Below are 21,393 nucleotides of genomic sequence, written 5' to 3' on the forward strand. Positions count from 1 at the left end.
CCTCTGGTCACTTATTCTCTCCTCTCGCTCACCGCTCGGCCGATCAGCCAACGACACCGGGCTCCAGCATCCGCTGGCGCGACGATCATCAGGCTAATTCTCTTCTAACCTGAGCGGATGACTGCCCGCATCGTCAGTATTCGCGGCAAAGTTGTAGTCCAGGTCTTGCATCTACGTGTACGCATTTCAGCATGAAAACTTAACATCGTCGCTCCTGCACAGGCAGGAGCCTAGTGGCTTTCGTTAATAAATAGAAATATCTGTTTATCTTGCTGGCCCTATGAACTTCTATATACTCTTCCGTCAATACCACAGTTTACGCAACCCAATAACTCCCATGATTAAGCGCAATCTATCCTTCATTTGTCCAAAGACGTGGAATGAATTGACTCGAACAGATAGTGATAAAACGAGATATTGCGATAGTTGCAGTCAGCAAGTGCATTGGGTAGATACGCAGGAAGACTTTGATCGTGCTGCTGCAGAGGGCAAGTGTGTTGGATTTGAAACCCATGGAACTGCAACGGTAGGGTTTCCTGATGGAATTGAGCAAGAACTTATTTTACGAATTGAGATGCAAGTTTTGTCAGCTAAGCAGCTCTATTTTCTAAAATATGAGCTGTACCAAACTTCTACATTCAGCGAAATCAAGCATTTGCATGCTGCCAGGTCATCTGAAATCGTAATGGATCCACGCAGCATGCGTGAGTTGGCTCAACGTTTGAACGAACTTGATATCAAGAATCAGATGATGGTCAATGACCTGTAATCGGCGCAAATTGCCTTAAGGCTCGTCTGCACACTCTATGTTAAGAGGCGTTGAGAAAAAGGCTGCATACAAGCAACCTTTTATTCCATGAGAGTCTCTGCAGACGAGATCTTAAGACCTTAAAACGCGTACCCAGCCTTCAACACCGCAAAATTCACACCTGGATTCGGATGTTTAACACCACCATTTGAATAATGCTGGATCTTGAAACTCAAATCCCAGCCATCTTTGGTGACATAACCGACGCCGATATGATCACCGAACTGGAAATTGGTCGAGAACCGTCGGCCATTGTTGTCATAAATTTCTGACAGCATGTGCAAGCCTATGCCAGCTTCGCCGTAAAAACCTTTTTTGCTATCATTTTGAAAGCGGAAGACAGGAGTAACGCCTATATCTGCCAGGTTTTGTGTCCCGCCCTTGCCTTCGAAATTACTGCCACGCCATTGGGCGAGGGTATAGTCCCAGTAGCCACCGATGTGAGTGCCGTTTGAGGCAAACCATTTATTATCCCAGCTTGATTGCAAACCAAGGCGCAGCATCTTGGTTTTGTTACCAGTGGCAAATTCCAGCGAAGCGGAATCTATGGCGAATACAGATGAACTGGCGCACATGGCAGTGATGGCAATGGCGATTAAAGATGAAATACGCAGGCGCATAAAATGGGCTTTCAGGTGAAAATAAGAAATCAATAGGACATCAATATAAAACCACAGCCCCTATTGTAGCAATCTCTTGCAATACGCTCCTAAGAGCTAGCGTTTACAATTTAGTTCCGGCAATCATATCTGCATTAAAGGATCAGTGTGAAAACAGTATCTGAAACAACTATCGCTTTTCTCGGCACTGGTTTGATGGGAAAGCCCATGGCGCGCCGTTTGCTGACTACAGGCTATCCAGTGACAGCCTGGAACCGTACCCGTGCAAAAGCTGAAACACTAATGGCAGATGGCGGCATTGTGGCAGACACTGCCTTGCTGGCAGTCAGGCAATCCAATGCGGATATCGTCATTACCATGCTGGAAGATGGCGATGCTGTGGCAGGCGTGATAGCACAAATTCTGCCAGCCTTGCGCGTGGGTAGCATCGTCATCGATATGAGCTCCATACAGCAATCACAGGCGCAGGCGCTACATGCCTTGCTACAGAAACAGGGTGTGCATTTTATTGATGCACCGGTTTCCGGCGGCGTCATCGGTGCTGAAGCGGGCAGTTTGGCGATTATGGCGGGGGCGGATGAAGCAGTTTATCCAGAAGTGCTACAGGTATTGTCTGCCATGGGCAAGCCACAGCGCGTAGGCGGTCCAGGGACAGGGCAACTGGCCAAACTCTGTAATCAGTTGATAGTTGGCGCCACGATTAATATCGTTGCCGAAGCCTTGTTGCTGGCACAAGCTGGCGGGGCTGATCCCGCAGCGGTTCGCCAAGCCTTGCGAGGTGGCTTTGCAGAGAGCCGCATACTGGAAGTGCATGGTCAGCGCATGCTGGACAGAACCTTCATGCCTGGTGGACAGGTCAAAAGTCAGGCCAAGGATATGGAAAATATCCTGATCGCTGCGCAGCATGCAGGCGTGGATTTACCCATTACCAAACTGGTCACGGATGTCTACCGCAGCTTGTTGCCCGATTATCCGCATGCTGATCATTCTGCGGCGCTGCTGGCACTGGAGCATAAGAACCCCGGCAAGCGTCTGAGCGATAAGCAGGATGCGTTACCGGAGTAGAGGAATATCTGCTGATACGCAGAAAAACAGCATTTGTGTATCGGTAGTCATAACAGGCTCTGGCATAAGATAGATGTGATCAGCAGGCCGGATCGTGGCCCGGCAGATCATTTGTGCCAGACAGCGCTGAATTGTTAGTCATGATGCATGAGCTGCGAATGCCATCGCAAAAACAGTATCAAGCACAACCAGCATCAAGTAAATAATTGAATCAGGATTACTATGAGCAGCAATATCGTCAAAGCCGTATGCCCGCATGATTGCCCCGATACATGCGCCCTGCATGTGACAGTGGAAAATGGTATCGCCATAGCAGTCAAGGGTGACCCCGCACATCCGACAACAGCAGGTGTTTTGTGCACCAAGGTATCCCGGTATACAGAGCGCACTTACCACCCCGATCGTTTGCTGTATCCACAAAAGCGGATAGGCAAAAAGGGTGAGGGCAAGTTTGTCCGTATTACATGGGAAGAAGCGATTGCAAGCATCGCTGAAAAACTCAGGCCGCTGGCTGCCAGTAATCCCCTGTCCATCCTGCCTTACAGTTACGCCGGCACCATGGGTCTGGTGCAGGGTGAGAGCATGGCGATGCGCTTCTTCAACAAGATTGGCGCTTCATTTCTGGACCGCACGATATGCGCGACAGCGGGCGGCGTCGGCTACAAATATACGGTAGGTACACGCGTAGGCGCAGACATAGAACATACTCAAAATGCTAAACTGATTATCATGTGGGGTGGTAACCCTATCGCCTCCAATCTGCATTTCTGGATGCGTGTGCAAGAAGCCAAACGCAATGGTGCGAAGCTGATTGCGATTGACCCTTACCGCTCATTGACAGCCGAAAAATGCCATCAGCATATCGCCTTGTTACCAGGCACTGATTCGGCATTGGTGCTCGGTCTCATGCATGTCTTGATACGTGAAGATTTGCTCGATCATGATTACATTGCTGAGCATACTCTGGGTTTTGAACAATTACGTGAACGGGTTGCAGAATGGACGCCAGAGCGCGTTGCTGAGGTATGCGGTATCAGCGCCGATGAAGTCGTGCAACTCGCCAAAGAATACGGCGAATGCGGCAAGCGTGGTGAAGCCAGCATGATACGCATGAATTATGGCGTGCAAAGGGTGCATGGCGGCGGTATGGCAGTGCGCAATATCGCCTGTCTGCCAGCGCTGACAGGTGCATGGCGTCATGCTGCGGGCGGCACGCAATTGTCGATGTCGGATGCCTTCCCCAAGAATACTGCAGCCTTGCAAAGACCTGATTTATTTCCAGAAGGTTTCCCTCGCCGCACCATCAATATGAGCACCATAGGCGATGATTTACTGCGTGAAGCTTCGGCAGATTTTGGTCCCAAAGTCGGAGCGGTGATAGTCTATAACTCCAACCCTGTCGCTATCGCACCTGAATCTTCCAGGGTGGCGCAAGCTTTTGCGCGTGAAGACTTGTTCACGGTCGTGCTGGAACACTTCCAGACTGATACGGCAGATTATGCAGACATACTATTGCCAGCAACGACACAACTGGAACACACGGACATTCATAGTACCTATGGCCATCTGTACATGATGGCGAATAATCCTGCGATTACCCCTCTTGGTGAAGCCAAACCGAATACCGAAATTTTCCGTTTGATTGCCAGGGCTATGGGTTTTGATGATGCCTGCTTTACAGACAGCGATGACGATATCGCCGCATTGGCCTTTAATAAAAATCATGCGCATGCCGTGCATTTTGACTGGTCTTCATTAAAGAAAACCGGCTGGGCCAAACTGAAGGTGGCAGACGCACCGTTTGCCAATGGCGGCTTTGGCACGCCATCTGGTAAATGCGAGTTTTATAGCGAGACCATGAAGCGCGATGGGCTCGATCCCTTGCCCACTTACATCGCACCTTATGAATCAGTGGCATCGAATGCGGAACTGGCAGCGCGTTATCCACTGGCCATGATTTCTCCACCGGCGCGCAATTTTTTGAATTCCACTTTCGTCAATGTGCAAAGCCTGCGTGATACAGAAGGTGAGCCGCATCTGGACATACATCCGCAAGATGCCGGCAGCCGCCATATTGTGCACGGCGACAAGTTGAGAATATTCAATGACAGGGGCAGTTTTGAAGCCATCGCCCGTGTCACAGACAAAGCCAGGCCTGGCCTGGTGGTGGGTTTGTCGATCTGGTGGAAAAAACTTGCGGATGACCACAAGAATGCCAACGAAGTTACCAGCCAGCGTCTGACCGACATGGGCGGCGGCCCTACTTTCTACGATTTGCTGGTGCAAGTTGAGAAATGCATGCCAGCGCCAACTGCCATATCAATTACGGCAGCCTGACTGAACATCACTTGATTCTTACAAAAAATCAGCCTGTCGCATTTGTGACAGGCTGGTGTTGTTGCGTGTCAAAAGCAGGCTAAATTATTCAAGCAGGATTTATTGCATTGCGGTATTTCCCTAGAGGATGCTTTCAAGTAAGCTTTAAATCGCTTGCTTTAGCCGAACTTAGCCGATAGCATCGAAACTAGGAAACCCATGCCTTTCAGGCTTGTCTTTGTGCCATCAAACGTTGCGTGATGATGCGTGATGATGTGTGATGCGATGTGCAAGGCAAAGTGTGCGAGGCAGAGGCAAAAAACAACAATCACAGGAGACGGAGAAGATATGGATAAAATTTGGCTGAAGAACTATCCTGCAGGCGTACCGGCAGAAATTGATATCAATCAGTATCAATCCCTGGTGCAGATGCTGGAAGAATCATTTCAGAAGTACGCGGCCCGTGATGCCTATGCTTGTATGGACAAGCGTATTACCTACGGTCAGCTGGATACGATGTCCAGGCAACTGGCTGGTTGGCTGCAAGCCAAGGGATTGAAAAAAGGTGCGCGCGTTGCCATCATGATGCCAAATGTATTGCAATATCCCGTTGTCATGGCAGCGGTTTTGCGTGCAGGTTACACCGTGGTTAACGTCAACCCTCTGTACACGCCGCGTGAGCTTGAGCATCAACTCAAGGATTCTGGTGCAGAAGCCATTTTCATCCTGGAAAACTTTGCCACCACGCTGGAGCAAGTACTCAGCAAGACAGCGATCAAGCACATCATTGTTGCCAACATGGGTGAAATGCTGGGTGGCTTGAAAGGCACCATCGTCAATTTTGTCGTGCGCCACGTCAAAAAAATGGTGCCGGCATTTTCTTTGCCGAACGCCGTCCGTTTTAATAAAGTGATGTCTGAAGCTGCGGGTGCAAACTTTACGCCCGTGGCAACTACGCATGATGACGTCGCTTTCCTGCAGTACACGGGTGGTACCACCGGTGTCTCCAAAGGCGCGACTTTGTCACACAAAAATGTGGTCGCCAATATCCTGCAAAACGATGCCTGGCTGTCACCCAGCATGGCTGGCCATATGGATGAGCAGAAAGTCATTGTCTGTGCTTTGCCGCTGTACCACATCTTTGCGCTGACTGTCTGCAGCCTGCTCGGCACTCGCATAGGTGCCCTGAACTTGCTGATCCCCAATCCGCGTGATATCCCCGGTTTTATCAAAGAACTGGGCAAGTACAGAGTGAATATTTTCCCTGCGGTGAACACTTTGTATAACGGTTTGCTGAACAATGCCAACTTTGCTGCGCTGGATTTCTCTGGTTATGAAATTTGTAGCGGCGGTGGTATGGCCGTGCAAAAAGCCGTGGCTGATAAATGGCTGGCGACCACAGGTTGCGCGATTGCCGAAGGCTATGGTTTGTCGGAAACTTCACCTGTTGCAACTGCCAATCCGGCAGATACCAAGATATTTTCCGGCACCATAGGCATGCCTATCCCTTCAACGGAAATAGCCATCCTGGATGATGACGGCAAGCCAGTCGCTTTGGGCGAACGCGGTGAAATCGCCATCCGTGGCCCGCAAGTGATGGTTGGTTACTGGAACCGTCCTGAAGAAACGGCCAAGGTCATGACAGGCGATGGCTTCTTCAAGACCGGTGACATTGGTATCATGGATGAGCGTGGCTACACCAAGATCGTCGACCGCAAGAAAGACATGATCCTGGTATCCGGTTTCAATGTCTATCCCAATGAAATTGAAGAAGTCATTGTCATGCATCCTGGTGTACTTGAATGTGCCTGCATCGGTGTTCCAGATGCCAACTCTGGTGAAGCAGTGAAATTGTTTGTGGTACGTAAAGATCCTTCGCTGACAGTTGATCAGCTCATGGATTATTGCAAGGAACAATTTACGGCTTACAAAAAACCAAAGTACATCGAGTTCCGTACCGATTTGCCTAAGACTAATGTAGGCAAGATTTTGCGCCGCGAACTGCGTGATGAAAAGAAAGCGTAAGCTCTCTGTTCAATAATAAAAAAGGAAGGCTATGCCTTCCTTTTTTATTGCATATGCATTGTGTATTTTCGGCGACAATAATTAGAACTCACTCCTATTTATGAAATGAGTGCTAAGCTACGACCACACCAGGCCTGCCATCTTCCACGACAAAACTTCTGAGTGTAGCAATACCAGAATCTGCTTTTGCCACGTCATCCAACGCCAGGAAATGTGTCTGTATCCTGGTTTGCGAAAGATCCAGCAACATGAAACCGCGCTTGTCGCTACGACCGTATTTGATATGCGGATTTTGTGCCACATACTGATCGGTACGTTCTTGCGGGCGTGAACTTGACGTCACCGAAGTACCGCAAAATTCTGTTGCTAAAATCGGGTTGCTGGCAGATGCCTTGCTGTAAAAATCGCGCTTCAGGTTGGCAGCATAAAAAGTATGGACATCGCCAGAAATCACGACTGGATTGGCAGGCTTGTGTTTTTGCAAGTCTTCCATCAGGCGTTGTCTGGCGACAGGATAACCATCCCAGCCATCAGTCCAGAACTTGCCATCACCATCTTGATTGACGGCGGTCTGGCTGGATTGCGCCATCAAGGTTTGTTGGCTCAGGATGTTCCACTTTGCATTTGAATTGGCAAAGCCGCGTGCCAGCCATCTTTCTTGCTCCATGCCCAGCATGCTGCGGCCGGGGTCCAATCGGTCACTGCATTCAGCATTGCTGACAGAATTCGAGCCACCACGGCCAGGCTTGGGGCAAACCTGATGCGAACGGTATTGCCGGCTGTCGAGTACGTGGAAACGTGCCAGTCTGCCCCAGTCATAACGGTCATAGATACGCATATTGACGAAGTCAGTATGGCTGGCATGCAGGCGCACCGGCATATGTTCATAAAACGCCTGATAAGCAGCAGCCCGGCGCAAGAGAAAGTTCACGTCCAGCCGCTCATCCCTGTCATTACCGTAATCATTGGCGATCTCATGATCGTCCCAGGTCACTATCCATGGTGCCGCATGATGAGCCGCCTGCAATTGCGGATCTGTCTTGTATTGCGCATAACGGGCACGGTAGTCAGCCAGGCTGAAGCTTTCTATCTCACGGTTGCGTGGCTTGCCGGGGTGGCGCAAATCGTAAGGACCCCACTCATAAATATAATCACCTAAAAATGCCACCAGATCCGGATTGGCAGCGGCAATATGTCTGTGGGCTGCGTATTCACCAAACTCCCAATGCTGGCAAGAGGCCACCGCCAGACGCAAGTTGACATTCAGCGCATCGGCGGCTGGTGCAGTATGGGTGCGACCTGTCGGGCTGACTGCATCACCCAGCATGAAGCGGTACCAGTACCAGCGGTCAGGTAACAAACCAGTGACATCCACATGCACGCTGTGAGCCAGCTCGGGCAGAGCATGGGTTTCACCCTTGTTGACTATGCGGCTAAATTGCTCATCTTCTGCCATTTCCCAACGCAGTTTATAGGGCACCGCAGGCAGGGCAGATGCATTCAGGGGTTCGGGCAACAAGCGCGTCCACAAGACCACGCTGTCATGCCGGGGTGAGCCGGAAGCAACACCCAGACTGAAAGGATAGACACTGCTGCGTTCAGCAGCAAATCCGGGAAAAGCCTGGGCAAGTGCAGCAAAAGTAGTGAATTGCAGGGACTGTTGTAAAAACGAACGACGTGATAACTTCATAAAAATGCTCAGCTCACCTTGGTAATTTCTTCCAGTGGTGGAATCTGACGCGGTTTGCGGTCATTGCCAGTGGCGACATAAGTCAGCGTCGCTTCAGTGACTTTGACGGTCGACGCCTGCAGGCGATTACGTTCGGCATACACTTCCACCGATACCGTGATTGAGGTATTACCTACCTTGACGACTTCTGCATAAAACGACAACAGGTCACCTACAAACACAGGTTGTTTGAACAGGAAAGAGTTTACCGCGATGGTGGCAACGCGGCCATTCGCACGGCGCGCCGCTGGTATGGCACCGGCAATATCAACCTGGGACATGATCCAGCCGCCAAATACATCGCCATGGACATTCGCATCAGCTGGCATGGGCATGACCCTCAGGGTGGGCATATGTGCTGGCAGTCCGTTAGATATTTGTTCAGTCATAATGATTTTGAATAAGTCGATGAGAAGTCGGAGGATGAGACAAATCTTAAACCAGATTTCATGCGGACTGAGTAAAGCAAGTGGCTTGCCAGCGACTGACAGAGTGATATATTGTAAAGTTGATGCCAATGTAATAATTTCGTGGACTAAAATGCACTGTGCAGACCAGGCGAGCGAAAATATTTCACTTCAGGATCAAGAAAAAACTTCAAAAGCTTTAAAAGCATCTCTTGTGGCAGGACAAACAAAGAACAGATAATGGAAGTCAAACACGAAGAATTAAGATTGCTCGATGATGCAGTCATGCGCACGGTAGCCAATCCGACGGCCAGCCACTGCTGGCATCAGATGGTGGATTTGATGCGCCGTCAGGCCACACCGGCACTGACGCTGCAGCTAGAGCAGTTTTTGCTGGCGAATGTCACCGCTACTGGCTTGCCTGGCTTTTATCGCGCCACCTTCCTTGACATGCTGACAGGCAGACCAGAATATCTGCAACAGGCTGGGCAACTAGTACTGACTCTGCAGCCTTATGATGCAGACCGGCTTGTCACCTTCCTGCAATACGGCTGGCAAAGGGTTTTGCTCGATACGCCAGGACGTCAGGCGTTTCAGCAGCGCTTGCAAGAACTGGCCCTGCCGGCGATTACCACCAGCCTGAATCTGTGGATATGGCAGCAGGTGCAGCCTGCGCAAGTGTTAAAAAAACGTCTCATTAGCGGGGTACGCAAGGTTGCGCTGATTGCACCATTTGTGAGCAATATCAAACATCCGCCCACGCTGATGGCTTTGCAGCAGGCAGAAAACCTGCGCCAGCTCGGCTATGAAGTCGTGCTGTATTCAGCGCAAGAAATGCTGGGGCCAGATTTTAAACATTATCTGGGCAGCCATTCCTATACACCAGAGCCACAGTTTGTGACCGCAGGCTGGGATAAATACCTTGGGCAGGGTGGGCAAGTGATGACCGGAGATACGCGTTTTTCGCTCGTACAAAGATGGAAGAGCCTGCTGGGACAAATCGCCCTGTTTGATCCTGATCTGGTGATGTTTGTTGGTCTGTATGCCGGCCTGGCGGCAGCGACTTATCCAGCGCGCCCCGTGCTCAGCCTAGGCATCAATTCCCTGTCACCCATGTTGCCTGCCGACGTATGGCTGACAGCGCAGCAGGAACTGGATGGCTTGCAGGCCTCGCAATGGACCGCGGCTTTTCCAGCCAGCCAGGCTTACTATCATTCCTATCGTGTGCAAAGACCGGAAATCAAACCCGGACATACACGAGCATCTTTGGGGCTGGCACAAGACAAGCTGATACTGGTCACCCTGGTCAGCGAGAGTGAAGCCAGGATCAAGGGGGACTGGGCAGCCACCATGGTCGAGATGCTAAACCGGCATCCAAATATCCTCTGGCTCATCGTCGGTGGTAATGGTGTCATGCCATCTGCACTGCAAACTGCCAGAACGGGGCAAGTGCAGTGCCTTGCTTTCTGTGCAGATGCTGTTAAATACCTGACTTGCAGCGATATCTATATCAATCCACCCATGATGGGTGGCGGTTTTGCGGTGGCTGAAGCGATGGCATTGGCTTTGCCCGCACTCAGTTTGCAGGGATCAGATGGTGGCGACAAACTGGGCAGTGCGGCGCAGGCAAGCTTGCAGGATTATTTCCAGACCCTGATGCTGTGGTTGCATAATCCCGGTGCCAGAAGAACTGCGGGCCTCGCCATGCAACAGCATTTTGATAATTACCTGGATTTGAATAAGGCAGCCGCCAGCCTGCAAGGCGCTTGCGAGCTGGCGGTGGCGCGCTTTAAGCTCAGGATGGCAACACAGACTTCTTGAACCTGGCCGGATTTCCCACCATTAGTGCACCTGCTTGAATATCACTGATCACCACGGCACCTGCGCCGATGAACGCATGGTCACCTATGTGCAGGCGCTCAATCAGTGTGGCCCCAATGGCGATGGTAACGCTATGACCTATACGCGACAGACCGCCGACATTGCTGCCCGGCTGTACCCGCGAAAAAGCGCCGATATGCGTATCATGCCCTATCGTTACACCGCGATTGACGAACACATGGCGCCCCAATGTTGCTCCCGGGCCGATGACGCTATTGGCACCGACAAATACACCAGGTGACAGTTTTGCCAGCGGTGATACATAGGCTCGTGGATGGATCAGGGTATGGAATTCCATCCCACTATCTGGACCATGGCCGGAATAGCGCTGCTGTATTTCTTGTTCCAGCACGCTACGGGCGGGGGTGGTCGGCCCCAGTAGATATAGCTCGTCATCTGCAGGCTGGAAATCAGCCAATTCGATGACTTCTGGTGCAGCACCGCAGGCAGCCCATTCCGCAATGCGGTCTTGCAGGCTGATATCACGCTCGCCTGGTGTTTCAGGCAGATGTAAAACTATCTTTGAAACCGTCAGGTCATTCGCCAGTGCACAATCAAATAAATCAGACAAAATATTGCTGCTGCCAAAAATAACCAGTTTGTTCTTTTTCATATTTCATACCTTATTGGCAAGCACCGTTTTACATTTTGCAATGACTTAGTCAGTCTGGAAAAGCAAAATACAAATAAGCAAAACGCAAATTGTACGATAACCCAATAGACAAAGTCCGCAATCATCAGTTTGTTGTGTGCCGGTGCGTGTCTGAATATGCGGCTACCGATGGACATCTGATTTATAGCCTATAATTTTCTTTATGCAGTTTTTGCATGATGTGTTGTTCTCTCAGTTGCCTTCTTGGTATGGAAGGCGATTTTGTTGAATTGCCAATGTACGTCAGTGCTGATATTGCCAGGACTGACAAGCCCATTCAACCTTCATACGAGTACCTCTTTAATGCGACGCCGAGAATCCGTTCGTAATCCCTCTTCCTCTGCTACGGCCAGCAACCCTGGTCAGCGTGGCGACTGGTCCACCGTCAAAACACTGTTACCCTATCTGTGGGCGTATAAGTGGCGCGTTTTGCTGGCGTTGACTTTCCTGGTATCTGCCAAACTCGCCAATGTCGGCGTGCCCATGGTCTTGAAAAACCTGGTGGACAGCATGACTATCAGCCCCACACATCCGGCGGCTGTCATGGTCTTGCCAGTGAGTTTGCTGATTGCTTACGGTGCGCTGCGCTTGTCGACCACCTTGTTCACAGAATTGCGCGAGTTCGTGTTTGCCAAAGTCACACAACGGGCAGTGCGTACCATTGCCTTGCAAGTGTTCCGTCACTTGCATGCCCTGTCTTTGCGTTTCCACCTGAACCGGCAAACCGGTGGTGTTACGCGTGATATAGAGCGTGGGACGCGGGCGATCTCATCCCTGATTTCTTATGCCTTGTTCAGCATCATCCCTACCTTGCTGGAAATCACCCTGGTCCTGATTTACCTGAGTACACATTACGACAAATGGTTTAGCCTGATTACCGCGACTGCACTGGTGACGTATATCGTGTTCACCATTGTCGTGACTGAATGGCGCACGCATTTCCGGCGTACCATGAATGAACTTGATTCCAAGGCGCATACCAAGGCCATTGATTCACTGCTCAACTATGAAACGGTGAAGTATTTTGGTAATGAAGAATACGAAGCTCAGCGTTATGATGTGGGCTTGCAAAGCTTTGAAACTGCCGCCGTCAAATCGCAGAGCAGCCTGTTTTTGCTCAATACCGGACAGTCGATGATCATCGCTACTGCAGTGACATTGATCCTGTGGCGCGCTACGCAAGGTGTGATTGACGGCACCATGAGTCTGGGTGATCTGGTATTGGTGAATGCCTTCATGATACAACTGTATATCCCTTTGAATTTTCTGGGTGTCCTGTACCGTGAAATCAAGCAGAGCCTGGCCGATATGGAAAGGCTGTTTTCCCTGCTCGACCAGAACCGTGAAGTGGCCGACGATGCTGATGCGCAAGCCCTGCAGGTACATCACAGGAATGGTGCAGAAATCCGCTTCCAGCATGTGAATTTCAGCTATGAAGAAAAGCGCCAGATTTTGTTTGATGTAGACTTTACTATCGCCCCTGGCACGACTACCGCAGTGGTAGGACACAGTGGTTCTGGCAAGTCGACTTTATCGCGTTTGCTGTTCCGTTTTTACGATATCCAGTCGGGTCATATTTCCATCGATGGGCAGGATTTGCGCGACGTGACGCAATCATCAGTGAGGGCTGCAATAGGCATAGTCCCGCAAGACACGGTGCTGTTCAATGACACCATAGAATACAACATTGCCTATGGCAAGCCGGGCGCGAGTAAAGAAGAGATTATCGCGGTGGCCAAGGCTGCCTATATCCATGATTTTATCGAGTCGCTACCAGACGGATATGACAGTATGGTTGGTGAGCGGGGCTTGAAATTATCCGGTGGTGAAAAGCAGCGTGTAGCGATAGCCCGTACCCTGCTCAAGAATCCGTCCATCCTGATTTTCGATGAGGCCACATCGGCGCTTGATTCGCAGGCCGAGCAATTGATACAGGCACAGTTGAAAGACATCGCCCGCAGCCGTACCAGCCTGGTGATTGCGCACAGATTGTCGACCATCGTCGATGCGCAACAGATACTTGTGATGGACAAAGGCCACATCATAGAACGTGGCACCCATCATGATTTGCTGGTCTTGCATGGTGCCTATGCGCGCATGTGGGAGAGACAGCAAAGCAAGAAAAAAGACCTGGCTGAAGATGATGATGAAGCCGATGAAATTGAATTGGTGAGTGCATAAAAATGGAAACCAAATGGCTGGAAGATTTTGTATCGCTGGCAGAGACCAATAGTTTTAGTCGCTCTGCAGAATTGCGCCATGTAACGCAACCGGCTTTCTCACGCCGCATACAATCGCTGGAAGCCTGGCTGGGTAGTGACCTGATCGACCGTACTTCTTACCCCACGCGTCTGACGCATGCTGGTGAAGTTTTTTACGAGCAGGCAATTGCCATGCTTGGGCAAATCAATAATGCCCGTGCGCTGTTGCGCGGCAAGCGCACCACCACGCAGACCACAGTGGATTTTGCCGTGCCACATACGCTGTCGCTGACCTATGTGCCACGCTGGCTGACCAGCCTGGATCAGGCATTTGGAGAGATCAACAGCCGCCTGCTGGCACTCAATGTGCATGATGCCGTCATGACCCTGGTAGAAGGTGGATGTGACCTTTTGCTGTGCTATCACCATCCTCGTCAGCCGCTCTTACTCGACAGCAGTCAGTACGACATGATCAGCATGGGCACTGAGACGCTGCGTGCCTATACCCGCTGCGACAAACACGGTGTGCCAGACCTGTTGTTGCCGGGGACTGAGAAAGAACCACTTCCTTTCCTGGCCTATGCAAATAATGCCTATCTGGGACGCATGGTGGATCTGATTTTGAATGACACGCGCCTGCCTCTGCATCTTGAAAAATGCTATGAAACCGATATGGCAGAAGGCTTGAAGATGATGGCGCTGGAAGGCCGTGGCATCGCTTTTTTGCCCGAGTCCGCCGTGACCCGTGAAGTCAAGCAAAAACAACTGGCTCGGGCTGATGCCGGCAGCAATGCCTGGGAAGTGAATATGGAAATCCGCCTGTACCGCGAACGCCCTTCGATACAAAGACCGGGCAAGACCATCGTCTCGCGTCTGTGGGAATATCTGGAGCAATTGCAGACAGAGGAAAGTCAGGGAAAAAACCGCTCGGGGAAAAATCGACGCGGCAGTTGAGCAACAGAATTGCGCAACAGAATTGAGTGTCAGCACGAATTGTTAAATTGAAAACATCAGAGCAAAGCAAGGAGGCAGGTCGGGACATAAGCGACACATGAGCTGGACATAACATAAGGCCAATTCCATGGTTATGCATTTCATGCATAGATACATGCAAACAAAGCATTGGCTGATCTCAAAGCGAAAAGACTACTATGCGTCTGCTTTCAGCGCGGGTGAAAGACCTGTCTGAAAATAGGAGGTTGTTGCAAAATTAAGATGGCTGGGCGCCCCCGGCAAGGCGACTCAACAACGCCAGGTTAATTTTGCAACGGCCTCCAAGATTTGCAAACCAGTTCAAACCAAATTCAAGAGGTCATATAATGTCCACCCAGCACCAGATACCGTCTTATCTTACCCCGACTGAGACCGGTCCTTGGTCAGTTTACCTTGAGCAAATTGATCGCGTTACTCCTTACCTTGGCCATTTGTCACGCTGGGTAGAAACCCTGAAACGCCCTAAGCGTATTCTCATTGTTGACGTGCCTATCGAGCGTGATGACGGCAGCATTTCCCATTTTGAAGGTTACCGTGTACAGCACAACACTTCCCGCGGCCCAGGCAAGGGTGGTGTGCGTTTTCATCAGGATGTGACGCTGTCAGAAGTGATGGCCTTGTCTGCCTGGATGACGATCAAGAACTCTGCAGTGAACGTACCTTACGGTGGCGCCAAAGGTGGTATCCGTGTCGATCCAAAAACGCTGTCGCGTGGCGAACTGATGCGCATGACCCGTCGTTATACCTCTGAAATCGGCATCATCATTGGCCCGGATAAGGACATTCCGGCACCGGACGTGAACACCAATGAGCAAACCATGGCATGGATGATGGATACCTATTCCATGAACGAAGGCCGTACCGCTACTGGCGTAGTCACCGGCAAGCCTATCTCTCTCGGTGGTAGTCTGGGTCGTCGTGAGGCGACTGGCCGTGGTGTATTCGTGGTCGGTAGCGAAGCTGCTGCCAAGCGTGGCCTGAGCATTGCCGGCGCAAAAATTGCCGTGCAAGGTTTTGGTAACGTAGGTGGTATTGCCGCCCGTCTGTTTGCAGAAGCGGGTGCCAAGATCGTTGCTGTGCAAGATCACGGCGGCACGATCTTCCATTCAAATGGTTTTGATGTCAACAAACTGCTGGACCATGTGGCAGCCAAGGGTAGTGTTGCTGGTTTCGAAGGTATAGAGGCAGTTTTGCCAAATGATGAGTTCTGGTCGGTTAACTGCGATATTATGATCCCGGCAGCATTGGAACAGCAAATCACCTTAAAAAATGCTGACCAGATCCGTGCCAAAATCATACTTGAAGGCGCGAATGGCCCGACTACGCCAGAAGCTGACGATATTCTGCGCGACAAAGGCGTATTAGTGGTACCAGACGTAATCGCCAACGCCGGTGGTGTAACTGTGTCTTATTTTGAATGGGTACAGGATTTCTCCAGCTATTTCTGGTCTGAAGACGAAATCAACCAGCGTCTGACCCGTATCATGAAGGAAGCCTTTAATTCTGTATGGCAGGTGACAGAAGACAAGAATGTCTCCTTGCGTACAGCAGCATTTATCATCGGTTGCTCCAGAGTGTTGCAGGCACGTGAAGTTCGTGGTCTGTACCCATAATCTGGAATTGAAAAAAGCTATTGATCACCTATGCTGATAGGTGATCAATGAAGTGAATGAATTGAAACCGCTGGTACTGTTGCGACACGAATATGGTTCAGGTACGAACCATATTCGTGTCGCATATGACGTTTCTTCAGCTTTGCAACTTGATTTACAGCTTAAGACAGCAAGCCGCCTGGTGGACAGTGAGTGCAGGCAGCGCTCTTGAACTGTATCAGTGTCATCAAGTCTTAGTTTTATCAGACTAAGCTCCAGAATGAGTGTGGAACAATAATTGCATACTTGTTTTTAAAATCTTTGCAAGAGTGAATTGTAAAATATACTGAATAATATTTTGTTAAATGTGAATTTTTCTGTTGAATTTTGTTAGGCTTTATCATTACCATCCTGAATTAAGTTCAAAGGGGATCATATGAAAGTTTCGAAATGGATAGTAAAGGCTGGCTTGCCCTGTGCGCTAGTCCTGTGCTCCTCGCTTTCATTAGCCGCGGATACCCTGACACGCATCAAAGAGACGCAAACGGTGACCATCGCGCACCGTGAGGCGTCTTTTCCATTTTCTTACCTGAATGATGATAAGAAGCCCATCGGCTATTCCATGGACATTTGTCTGAAACTGGTCGATGCAATCAAAAAAGAACTCAAGCTGCCACAGCTCAATGTGAACTATGTCCTGGTGACGGGCAGCACCCGCATTCCTGCCATCGCTGAGGGCAAGGCTGACATGGAATGTGGTTCAACCACCAATAATGCCGAACGCCGCAAGCAGGTTGCTTTCACCATCCCGCATTTCTTTGCGACTGCAAAAATGATCGTCCGTGCCGATTCGGGCATTAAGAACTGGACTGACCTCAAGGGTAAAAAAGTGGTGACCTCCAAGGGCACAACGACCGTCAAGCTATTGAATGACCGCGACAAGGTCAGGGGCCTGGATTTGAAATTGCTCGAAGGCAGCGACCATAATGAATCCTTTGGCATGGTAGAAAGCGGTAAGGCGGATGCTTTTACCGTCGATGATGTGCTCTTGTATGGACAGCGCGCCAACGCCAAAGACCCCAGCAAGTTCGTTGTCGTGGGTGACTCACTGTCTACCGAACCATATGCCATCATGCTGCGCAAGGATGATCCTGCATTCAAAAATCTGCTGGATCGTGAAATGGCGCGCCTCATGAATGATGGCGAAGTCACCAAGCTGTATGACAAATGGTTCCGCAAGCCCGTGCCCCCAAAAGGAGCAAACCTGAATATGCCCATGAATTTCCTGCTGCGCGACAACATTCGCTTCCCGACAGACAAGGTTGCGGATTAGCGGGCACTGTCTTTGCTTGATAGCTTGAATGAAGGCTGTATATTGATGCAGTTTGTATCGTTTGAAGGATGATGTTTTGTCTAAATTTTTAGCAGCATATAAGTAGTAATACGTATTAAACCGACTGAAAAAAACGGTAATTTGCCGAGGGTTTTTGTTAAACTCAAAGCCATGATTTTTTGATTTAACTTTTTGGAGACAGTATGAAATTTTCGAAATTGTTGGTAGGTCTGATTGGTGCAGGTCTGATCGCCGGTGTAGCACAGGCGCAAGAAACCGGGACATTGAAAAAAATCAAAGACACAGGAACCATCACCCTGGGTGTGCGTGATTCTTCCAACCCTTTTTCCTACCTGGATGATAAACAGTCTTATCAGGGTTATTCCATCGACTTGTGCCTGAAAATTGTGACAGCAGTGCAAAAGCAATTGGGTTTGACTTCCCTGAATGTCAAAATGAATCCGGTGACTTCTGCTACCCGCATCCCTTTGATGGCGAATGGTACGATCGATCTGGAATGTGGTTCTACAACCAATAACGTTGAGCGTCAAAAACAGGTGGCATTCGCGCCTACTACTTTTGTTACGGCCAACCGTATTTTGTCGAAAAAATCTTCTGGTATCAAAACCCTCGCGGATTTGAAGGGCAAAGCCGTGGTATCCACTTCTGGTACTTCCAACCTGAAGCAGTTGACACAGTTGAATGCAGACCAGAATCTGGGCATCAATATTTTGCCAGCCAAAGATCATGCAGAGGCTTTCCTGATGGTGGAAACAGGCCGTGCAGTGGCATGGGTGATGGATGATATTCTGTTGGCTTCTCAAGTATCCAACTCAAAAAATCCAGCTGACTATGAAATCAGCAAGGAAGCATTGTCGGTAGAGCCCTACGGCATCATGTTGCGTAAAGATGACGCTCCTTTCAAGAAAGTGGTTGATACAGCGATTGGCAATGTGCTGACTTCTGGTGACGTTAACCGCATCTACCACAAATGGTTTATGCAACCTATCCCACCTAAAGGTATTGCTTTGAACTGGCCTATGTCTGACCAACTCAAGGTAGTGGCCGCCAAGCCTACTGATTCAGGTGAACCTTCTGCTTATGCTGCTGTTCCTGAGGCTCAAAAAGCCGTATTGAACAAGAAAAAATAATACTTAGCAAGGCAAAGTAGTCCGATAAAACGGGGGGATGCACCTCCCGTTTTCTTTTGCAAGACAATGTACTTGCGATCTTGCCAAGGCGGACTGAAAGCGCTGTACAGGAGGAGAATATGAATTACAACTGGAATTGGAATATCTTTTGGGACATTGCGCCCGATGGAACGGGAACCTATCTGGAATCCCTGATCGCCGGTCTGAAATGGACACTGGCGACAGCAGGTTTGGGTTGGGTGATTGCTTTGGTATTGGGCCTGGTGATAGGGACACTGCGCACAGCACCAAATAAATGGGTAGTCAAGCTGGCAAATGGCTATGTGGAATTATTCAGAAATATTCCACTGATCGTGCAAATGTTTCTTTGGTACTTTGTCTTCCCTGAAGTCTTGCCTGAAGCCTGGGGTACGGCACTCAAGCAACTGCCAAATGCACCTTTCGTCACTGCTGTATTGAGCCTGGGATTTTTCACCTCGGCGCGGGTAGCGGTACAGGTATCGACTGGTATCAATGCCTTGCCACGCGGTCAGAGGATGGCAGGAACAGCGTTGGGTTTGACACTGCCACAAACTTACCGCTATGTGCTTTTGCCCATGGCATTTCGCATCATCATCCCCTCACTGACCAATGAAGTGGCGGCGATCATCAAAAACAGCTCGGTGGCCCTGTCCATAGGCTTGATTGAACTGACAGCCAGCGCGCGTTCCATGCAAGAGTTTTCTTTTCAGACTTTTGAAGCATACGGTGCTGCCACCATCATCTATCTGATTGTGTCAGTGATTGCGATCATCATGTCGAATTTGCTGGAAAAGAAACTGCGCGTACCAGGTTTCATCACATCTGGTTCAGCTAATAGTGGAGGGCACTAAGCATGGGTAATTTTGATTTTGATGTGATCCAGCGCTCCTGGGTGTACCTTTTCCAGACGGGCATGGTGTTCACACTGAAGCTGACTTTCCTGGCAATGACTGGTGGCATCATCATTGGTACTTTGCTGGCAATGATGCGTTTGTCGAGTAACAAGGCAATTAACTTCGTTGCGACGGCCTACGTTAACCTGATGCGCTCCGTACCATTGGTATTGGTGATCTTCTGGTTTTACTTCCTGGTGCCTTATATTGGTGCCTGGATTTTAGGGTCGAAAGAACCTGTGCAGGTTGGTGCCTTCTCTTCTTGCCTGATTACCTTTGTCATGTTTGAAGCGGCTTATTACTGCGAAATCATGCGTTCCGGCATACAGTCCATCCCTCGTGGCCAGATCTGGGCTGGTTATGCCATGGGCATGAATTACTGGCAAACCATGGGCCATATTGTCTTGCCACAGGCTTTCCGCAATATGATTCCCATATTGCTGACGCAGACCATAGTCTTGTTTCAAGACGTGTCGCTGGTATCGATTTTGTCCATTGCCGACTTTTTCGGCTCTGCCGCCAAAGTTGCGCAACGTGACAGTCGTCTGGTGGAAATGTATACCTTCGCAGCAGTTGTTTACTTCATCATGTGCTTCGGCTTGTCCGCGCTCGTGAAAAAGTTGCAAGCAAAAGTGGCGATCATACGTTAAGAATATTGTGGAGATTTGAAATGATTAAATTGAATAATGTCAGTAAATGGTATGGTCAGTTCCAGGTCCTGACTGACTGCACTACTGAAGTGTCCAAGGGTGAAGTCGTGGTCGTGTGCGGCCCTTCCGGTTCGGGTAAATCTACTCTGATCAAGACGGTTAATGGTCTGGAGCCTTTCCAGAAAGGTGATATCACGGTAGAAGGTGTTTCTGTCGGTGATCCCAAAACCAATCTGTCCAAGCTGCGCGCACGCATAGGCATGGTGTTCCAGAACTTTGAGTTGTTCCCGCATCTGTCTATCCGTCAAAATCTGACTATCGGCCAGGTCAAAGTGCTGGGACGTTCAGAAGAAGAAGCGACTGAACGTGGCCTCAAATATCTGGATCGCGTCGGCCTGATTGCCCAGAAAGACAAGTTCCCTGGCCAGTTGTCCGGTGGGCAGCAGCAGCGTGTGGCAATTGCCCGTGCCTTGTCCATGGACCCGATCGCCATGTTGTTCGATGAACCTACTTCTGCTCTTGATCCTGAAATGATCAATGAAGTATTGGACGTCATGGTAGGCCTGGCACAAGAAGGCATGACCATGATGGTGGTAACGCACGAAATGGGCTTTGCCAAAAAAGTGGCAAATCGCATCGTCTTTATGGATAAAGGTGCGATCGTTGAGGATTGTTCTAAAGATGAATTCTTTGAAAATGCCAGATCAGAGCGCGCCCGTGATTTCCTGAAGAAAATCATTCATTGATGTTTTTTCAGGGCAACACGCCCTAGTTTGCAAAACAGCCCTGATTGTCAGGGCTGTTTTTGTTTTAAGGCGTGATTTTTTGGGAAACTCAAAGAATTGTGATTCACATCACAGGTAAAAAGATACTGACATGCTAATCTTCATTCGCTAAAAAATGCACTGACAGATAGTTATTTGATTATTTCATTTTTTGTATTATTTGTATTAATAACAAATTAGACAGGACACTACGCAATGGCCAACACAGCAGCAGACATCCAAAAGCTTTACATCGCCTACTTCAACCGTCCAGCAGACCCAAATGGTCTGG

The 21,393-nt window shown here is 49.7% G+C and carries 17 protein-coding genes; 13 read left to right on the plus strand and 4 right to left on the minus strand.

Going from position 1 to position 21,393, the window contains the following annotated elements; translation table 11 throughout:
• The first annotated feature begins 337 nt into the window (after positions 1-337).
• The gene (locus tag AC07OI_RS29560) at positions 338-769 is read left to right on the plus strand and encodes a hypothetical protein (protein WP_495259638.1); all 432 of its coding nucleotides are present in this window, start codon (positions 338-340) and stop codon (positions 767-769) included.
• A gap of 119 nt (positions 770-888) precedes the next feature.
• Here the strand turns inward: AC07OI_RS29560 and AC07OI_RS29565 are convergent, their stop codons facing one another.
• Entirely contained in the window at positions 889-1,428 is a 540-nt protein-coding gene (locus AC07OI_RS29565; RefSeq protein WP_492709425.1) for an acyloxyacyl hydrolase, read from the minus strand.
• A 147-nt stretch (positions 1,429-1,575) separates the two neighbouring features.
• Here AC07OI_RS29565 and AC07OI_RS29570 point away from each other — a divergent pair, with 147 nt between their 5' ends.
• From AC07OI_RS29570 to AC07OI_RS29580, 3 genes are all read left to right on the plus strand, one after another.
• The gene (locus AC07OI_RS29570; protein ID WP_495259639.1) at positions 1,576-2,493 is read left to right on the plus strand and encodes an NAD(P)-dependent oxidoreductase; all 918 of its coding nucleotides are present in this window, start codon (positions 1,576-1,578) and stop codon (positions 2,491-2,493) included.
• A 222-nt stretch (positions 2,494-2,715) separates the two neighbouring features.
• Complete coding sequence (locus AC07OI_RS29575) at positions 2,716-4,830, plus strand: molybdopterin-containing oxidoreductase family protein (RefSeq protein ID WP_495259640.1); 2,115 nt, start codon at positions 2,716-2,718, stop codon at positions 4,828-4,830.
• Between the two features lie 327 nt (positions 4,831-5,157).
• On the plus strand, positions 5,158-6,834 hold the full coding sequence (locus tag AC07OI_RS29580; protein WP_495259641.1) for a long-chain-fatty-acid--CoA ligase: 1,677 nt from the start codon (positions 5,158-5,160) through the stop codon (positions 6,832-6,834).
• 112 nt (positions 6,835-6,946) lie between these two features.
• On the opposite strand, the gene AC07OI_RS29585 is transcribed toward AC07OI_RS29580, so the two are convergent.
• Complete coding sequence (locus tag AC07OI_RS29585; protein WP_495259642.1) at positions 6,947-8,524, minus strand: alkaline phosphatase D family protein; 1,578 nt, start codon at positions 8,522-8,524, stop codon at positions 6,947-6,949.
• A gap of 8 nt (positions 8,525-8,532) precedes the next feature.
• Positions 8,533-8,952, minus strand: coding sequence for an acyl-CoA thioesterase (locus AC07OI_RS29590; RefSeq protein ID WP_492709434.1), 420 nt, complete (start codon positions 8,950-8,952; stop codon positions 8,533-8,535).
• A gap of 258 nt (positions 8,953-9,210) precedes the next feature.
• Here AC07OI_RS29590 and AC07OI_RS29595 point away from each other — a divergent pair, with 258 nt between their 5' ends.
• On the plus strand, positions 9,211-10,791 hold the full coding sequence (locus AC07OI_RS29595; protein WP_495259643.1) for a glycosyltransferase family protein: 1,581 nt from the start codon (positions 9,211-9,213) through the stop codon (positions 10,789-10,791).
• On the opposite strand, the gene AC07OI_RS29600 is transcribed toward AC07OI_RS29595, so the two are convergent.
• On the minus strand, positions 10,766-11,464 hold the full coding sequence (locus AC07OI_RS29600; protein ID WP_495259644.1) for an acetyltransferase: 699 nt from the start codon (positions 11,462-11,464) through the stop codon (positions 10,766-10,768). The genes AC07OI_RS29595 and AC07OI_RS29600 overlap by 26 nt on opposite strands.
• A 342-nt stretch (positions 11,465-11,806) precedes the next feature.
• On the opposite strand from AC07OI_RS29600, the gene AC07OI_RS29605 reads away from it, so the two are divergent.
• The 8 genes from AC07OI_RS29605 (at position 11,807) to AC07OI_RS29640 (ending at position 21,083) form a co-directional block, all read left to right on the plus strand.
• A complete protein-coding gene (locus AC07OI_RS29605; protein WP_492709439.1) occupies positions 11,807-13,684 on the plus strand; it encodes an ABCB family ABC transporter ATP-binding protein/permease in 1,878 nt (625 codons plus the stop codon).
• Between the two features lie 2 nt (positions 13,685-13,686).
• Positions 13,687-14,658, plus strand: coding sequence for a LysR family transcriptional regulator (locus AC07OI_RS29610; protein ID WP_492709441.1), 972 nt, complete (start codon positions 13,687-13,689; stop codon positions 14,656-14,658).
• Between the two features lie 365 nt (positions 14,659-15,023).
• Positions 15,024-16,310 carry a Glu/Leu/Phe/Val family dehydrogenase gene (locus AC07OI_RS29615; RefSeq protein ID WP_422954481.1) on the plus strand — a complete coding sequence of 429 codons (1,287 nt, stop codon included), beginning with the start codon at positions 15,024-15,026 and terminating at the stop codon, positions 16,308-16,310.
• 415 nt (positions 16,311-16,725) lie between these two features.
• Positions 16,726-17,622, plus strand: a complete 897-nt coding sequence (locus AC07OI_RS29620) for an amino acid ABC transporter substrate-binding protein (RefSeq protein WP_495259645.1) — start codon at positions 16,726-16,728, stop codon at positions 17,620-17,622.
• Between the two features lie 203 nt (positions 17,623-17,825).
• Complete coding sequence (locus AC07OI_RS29625) at positions 17,826-18,773, plus strand: transporter substrate-binding domain-containing protein (protein ID WP_492709445.1); 948 nt, start codon at positions 17,826-17,828, stop codon at positions 18,771-18,773.
• A 119-nt stretch (positions 18,774-18,892) separates the two neighbouring features.
• The gene (locus tag AC07OI_RS29630) at positions 18,893-19,645 is read left to right on the plus strand and encodes an amino acid ABC transporter permease (RefSeq protein WP_492709446.1); all 753 of its coding nucleotides are present in this window, start codon (positions 18,893-18,895) and stop codon (positions 19,643-19,645) included.
• Positions 19,646-19,647: 2 nt separating this feature from the next.
• Positions 19,648-20,337 (plus strand): amino acid ABC transporter permease, encoded by a 690-nt coding sequence (locus tag AC07OI_RS29635; protein ID WP_492709448.1) that lies wholly within the window; start codon positions 19,648-19,650, stop codon positions 20,335-20,337.
• Positions 20,338-20,357: 20 nt separating this feature from the next.
• Positions 20,358-21,083: an amino acid ABC transporter ATP-binding protein gene (locus tag AC07OI_RS29640; protein ID WP_492709450.1), complete on the plus strand. Its 726-nt coding sequence runs from the start codon at positions 20,358-20,360 to the stop codon at positions 21,081-21,083.
• The last annotated feature ends 310 nt before the right edge of the window (positions 21,084-21,393 follow it).

Source organism: Undibacterium sp. GW821-FHT07F11 (genome assembly GCF_059418665.1).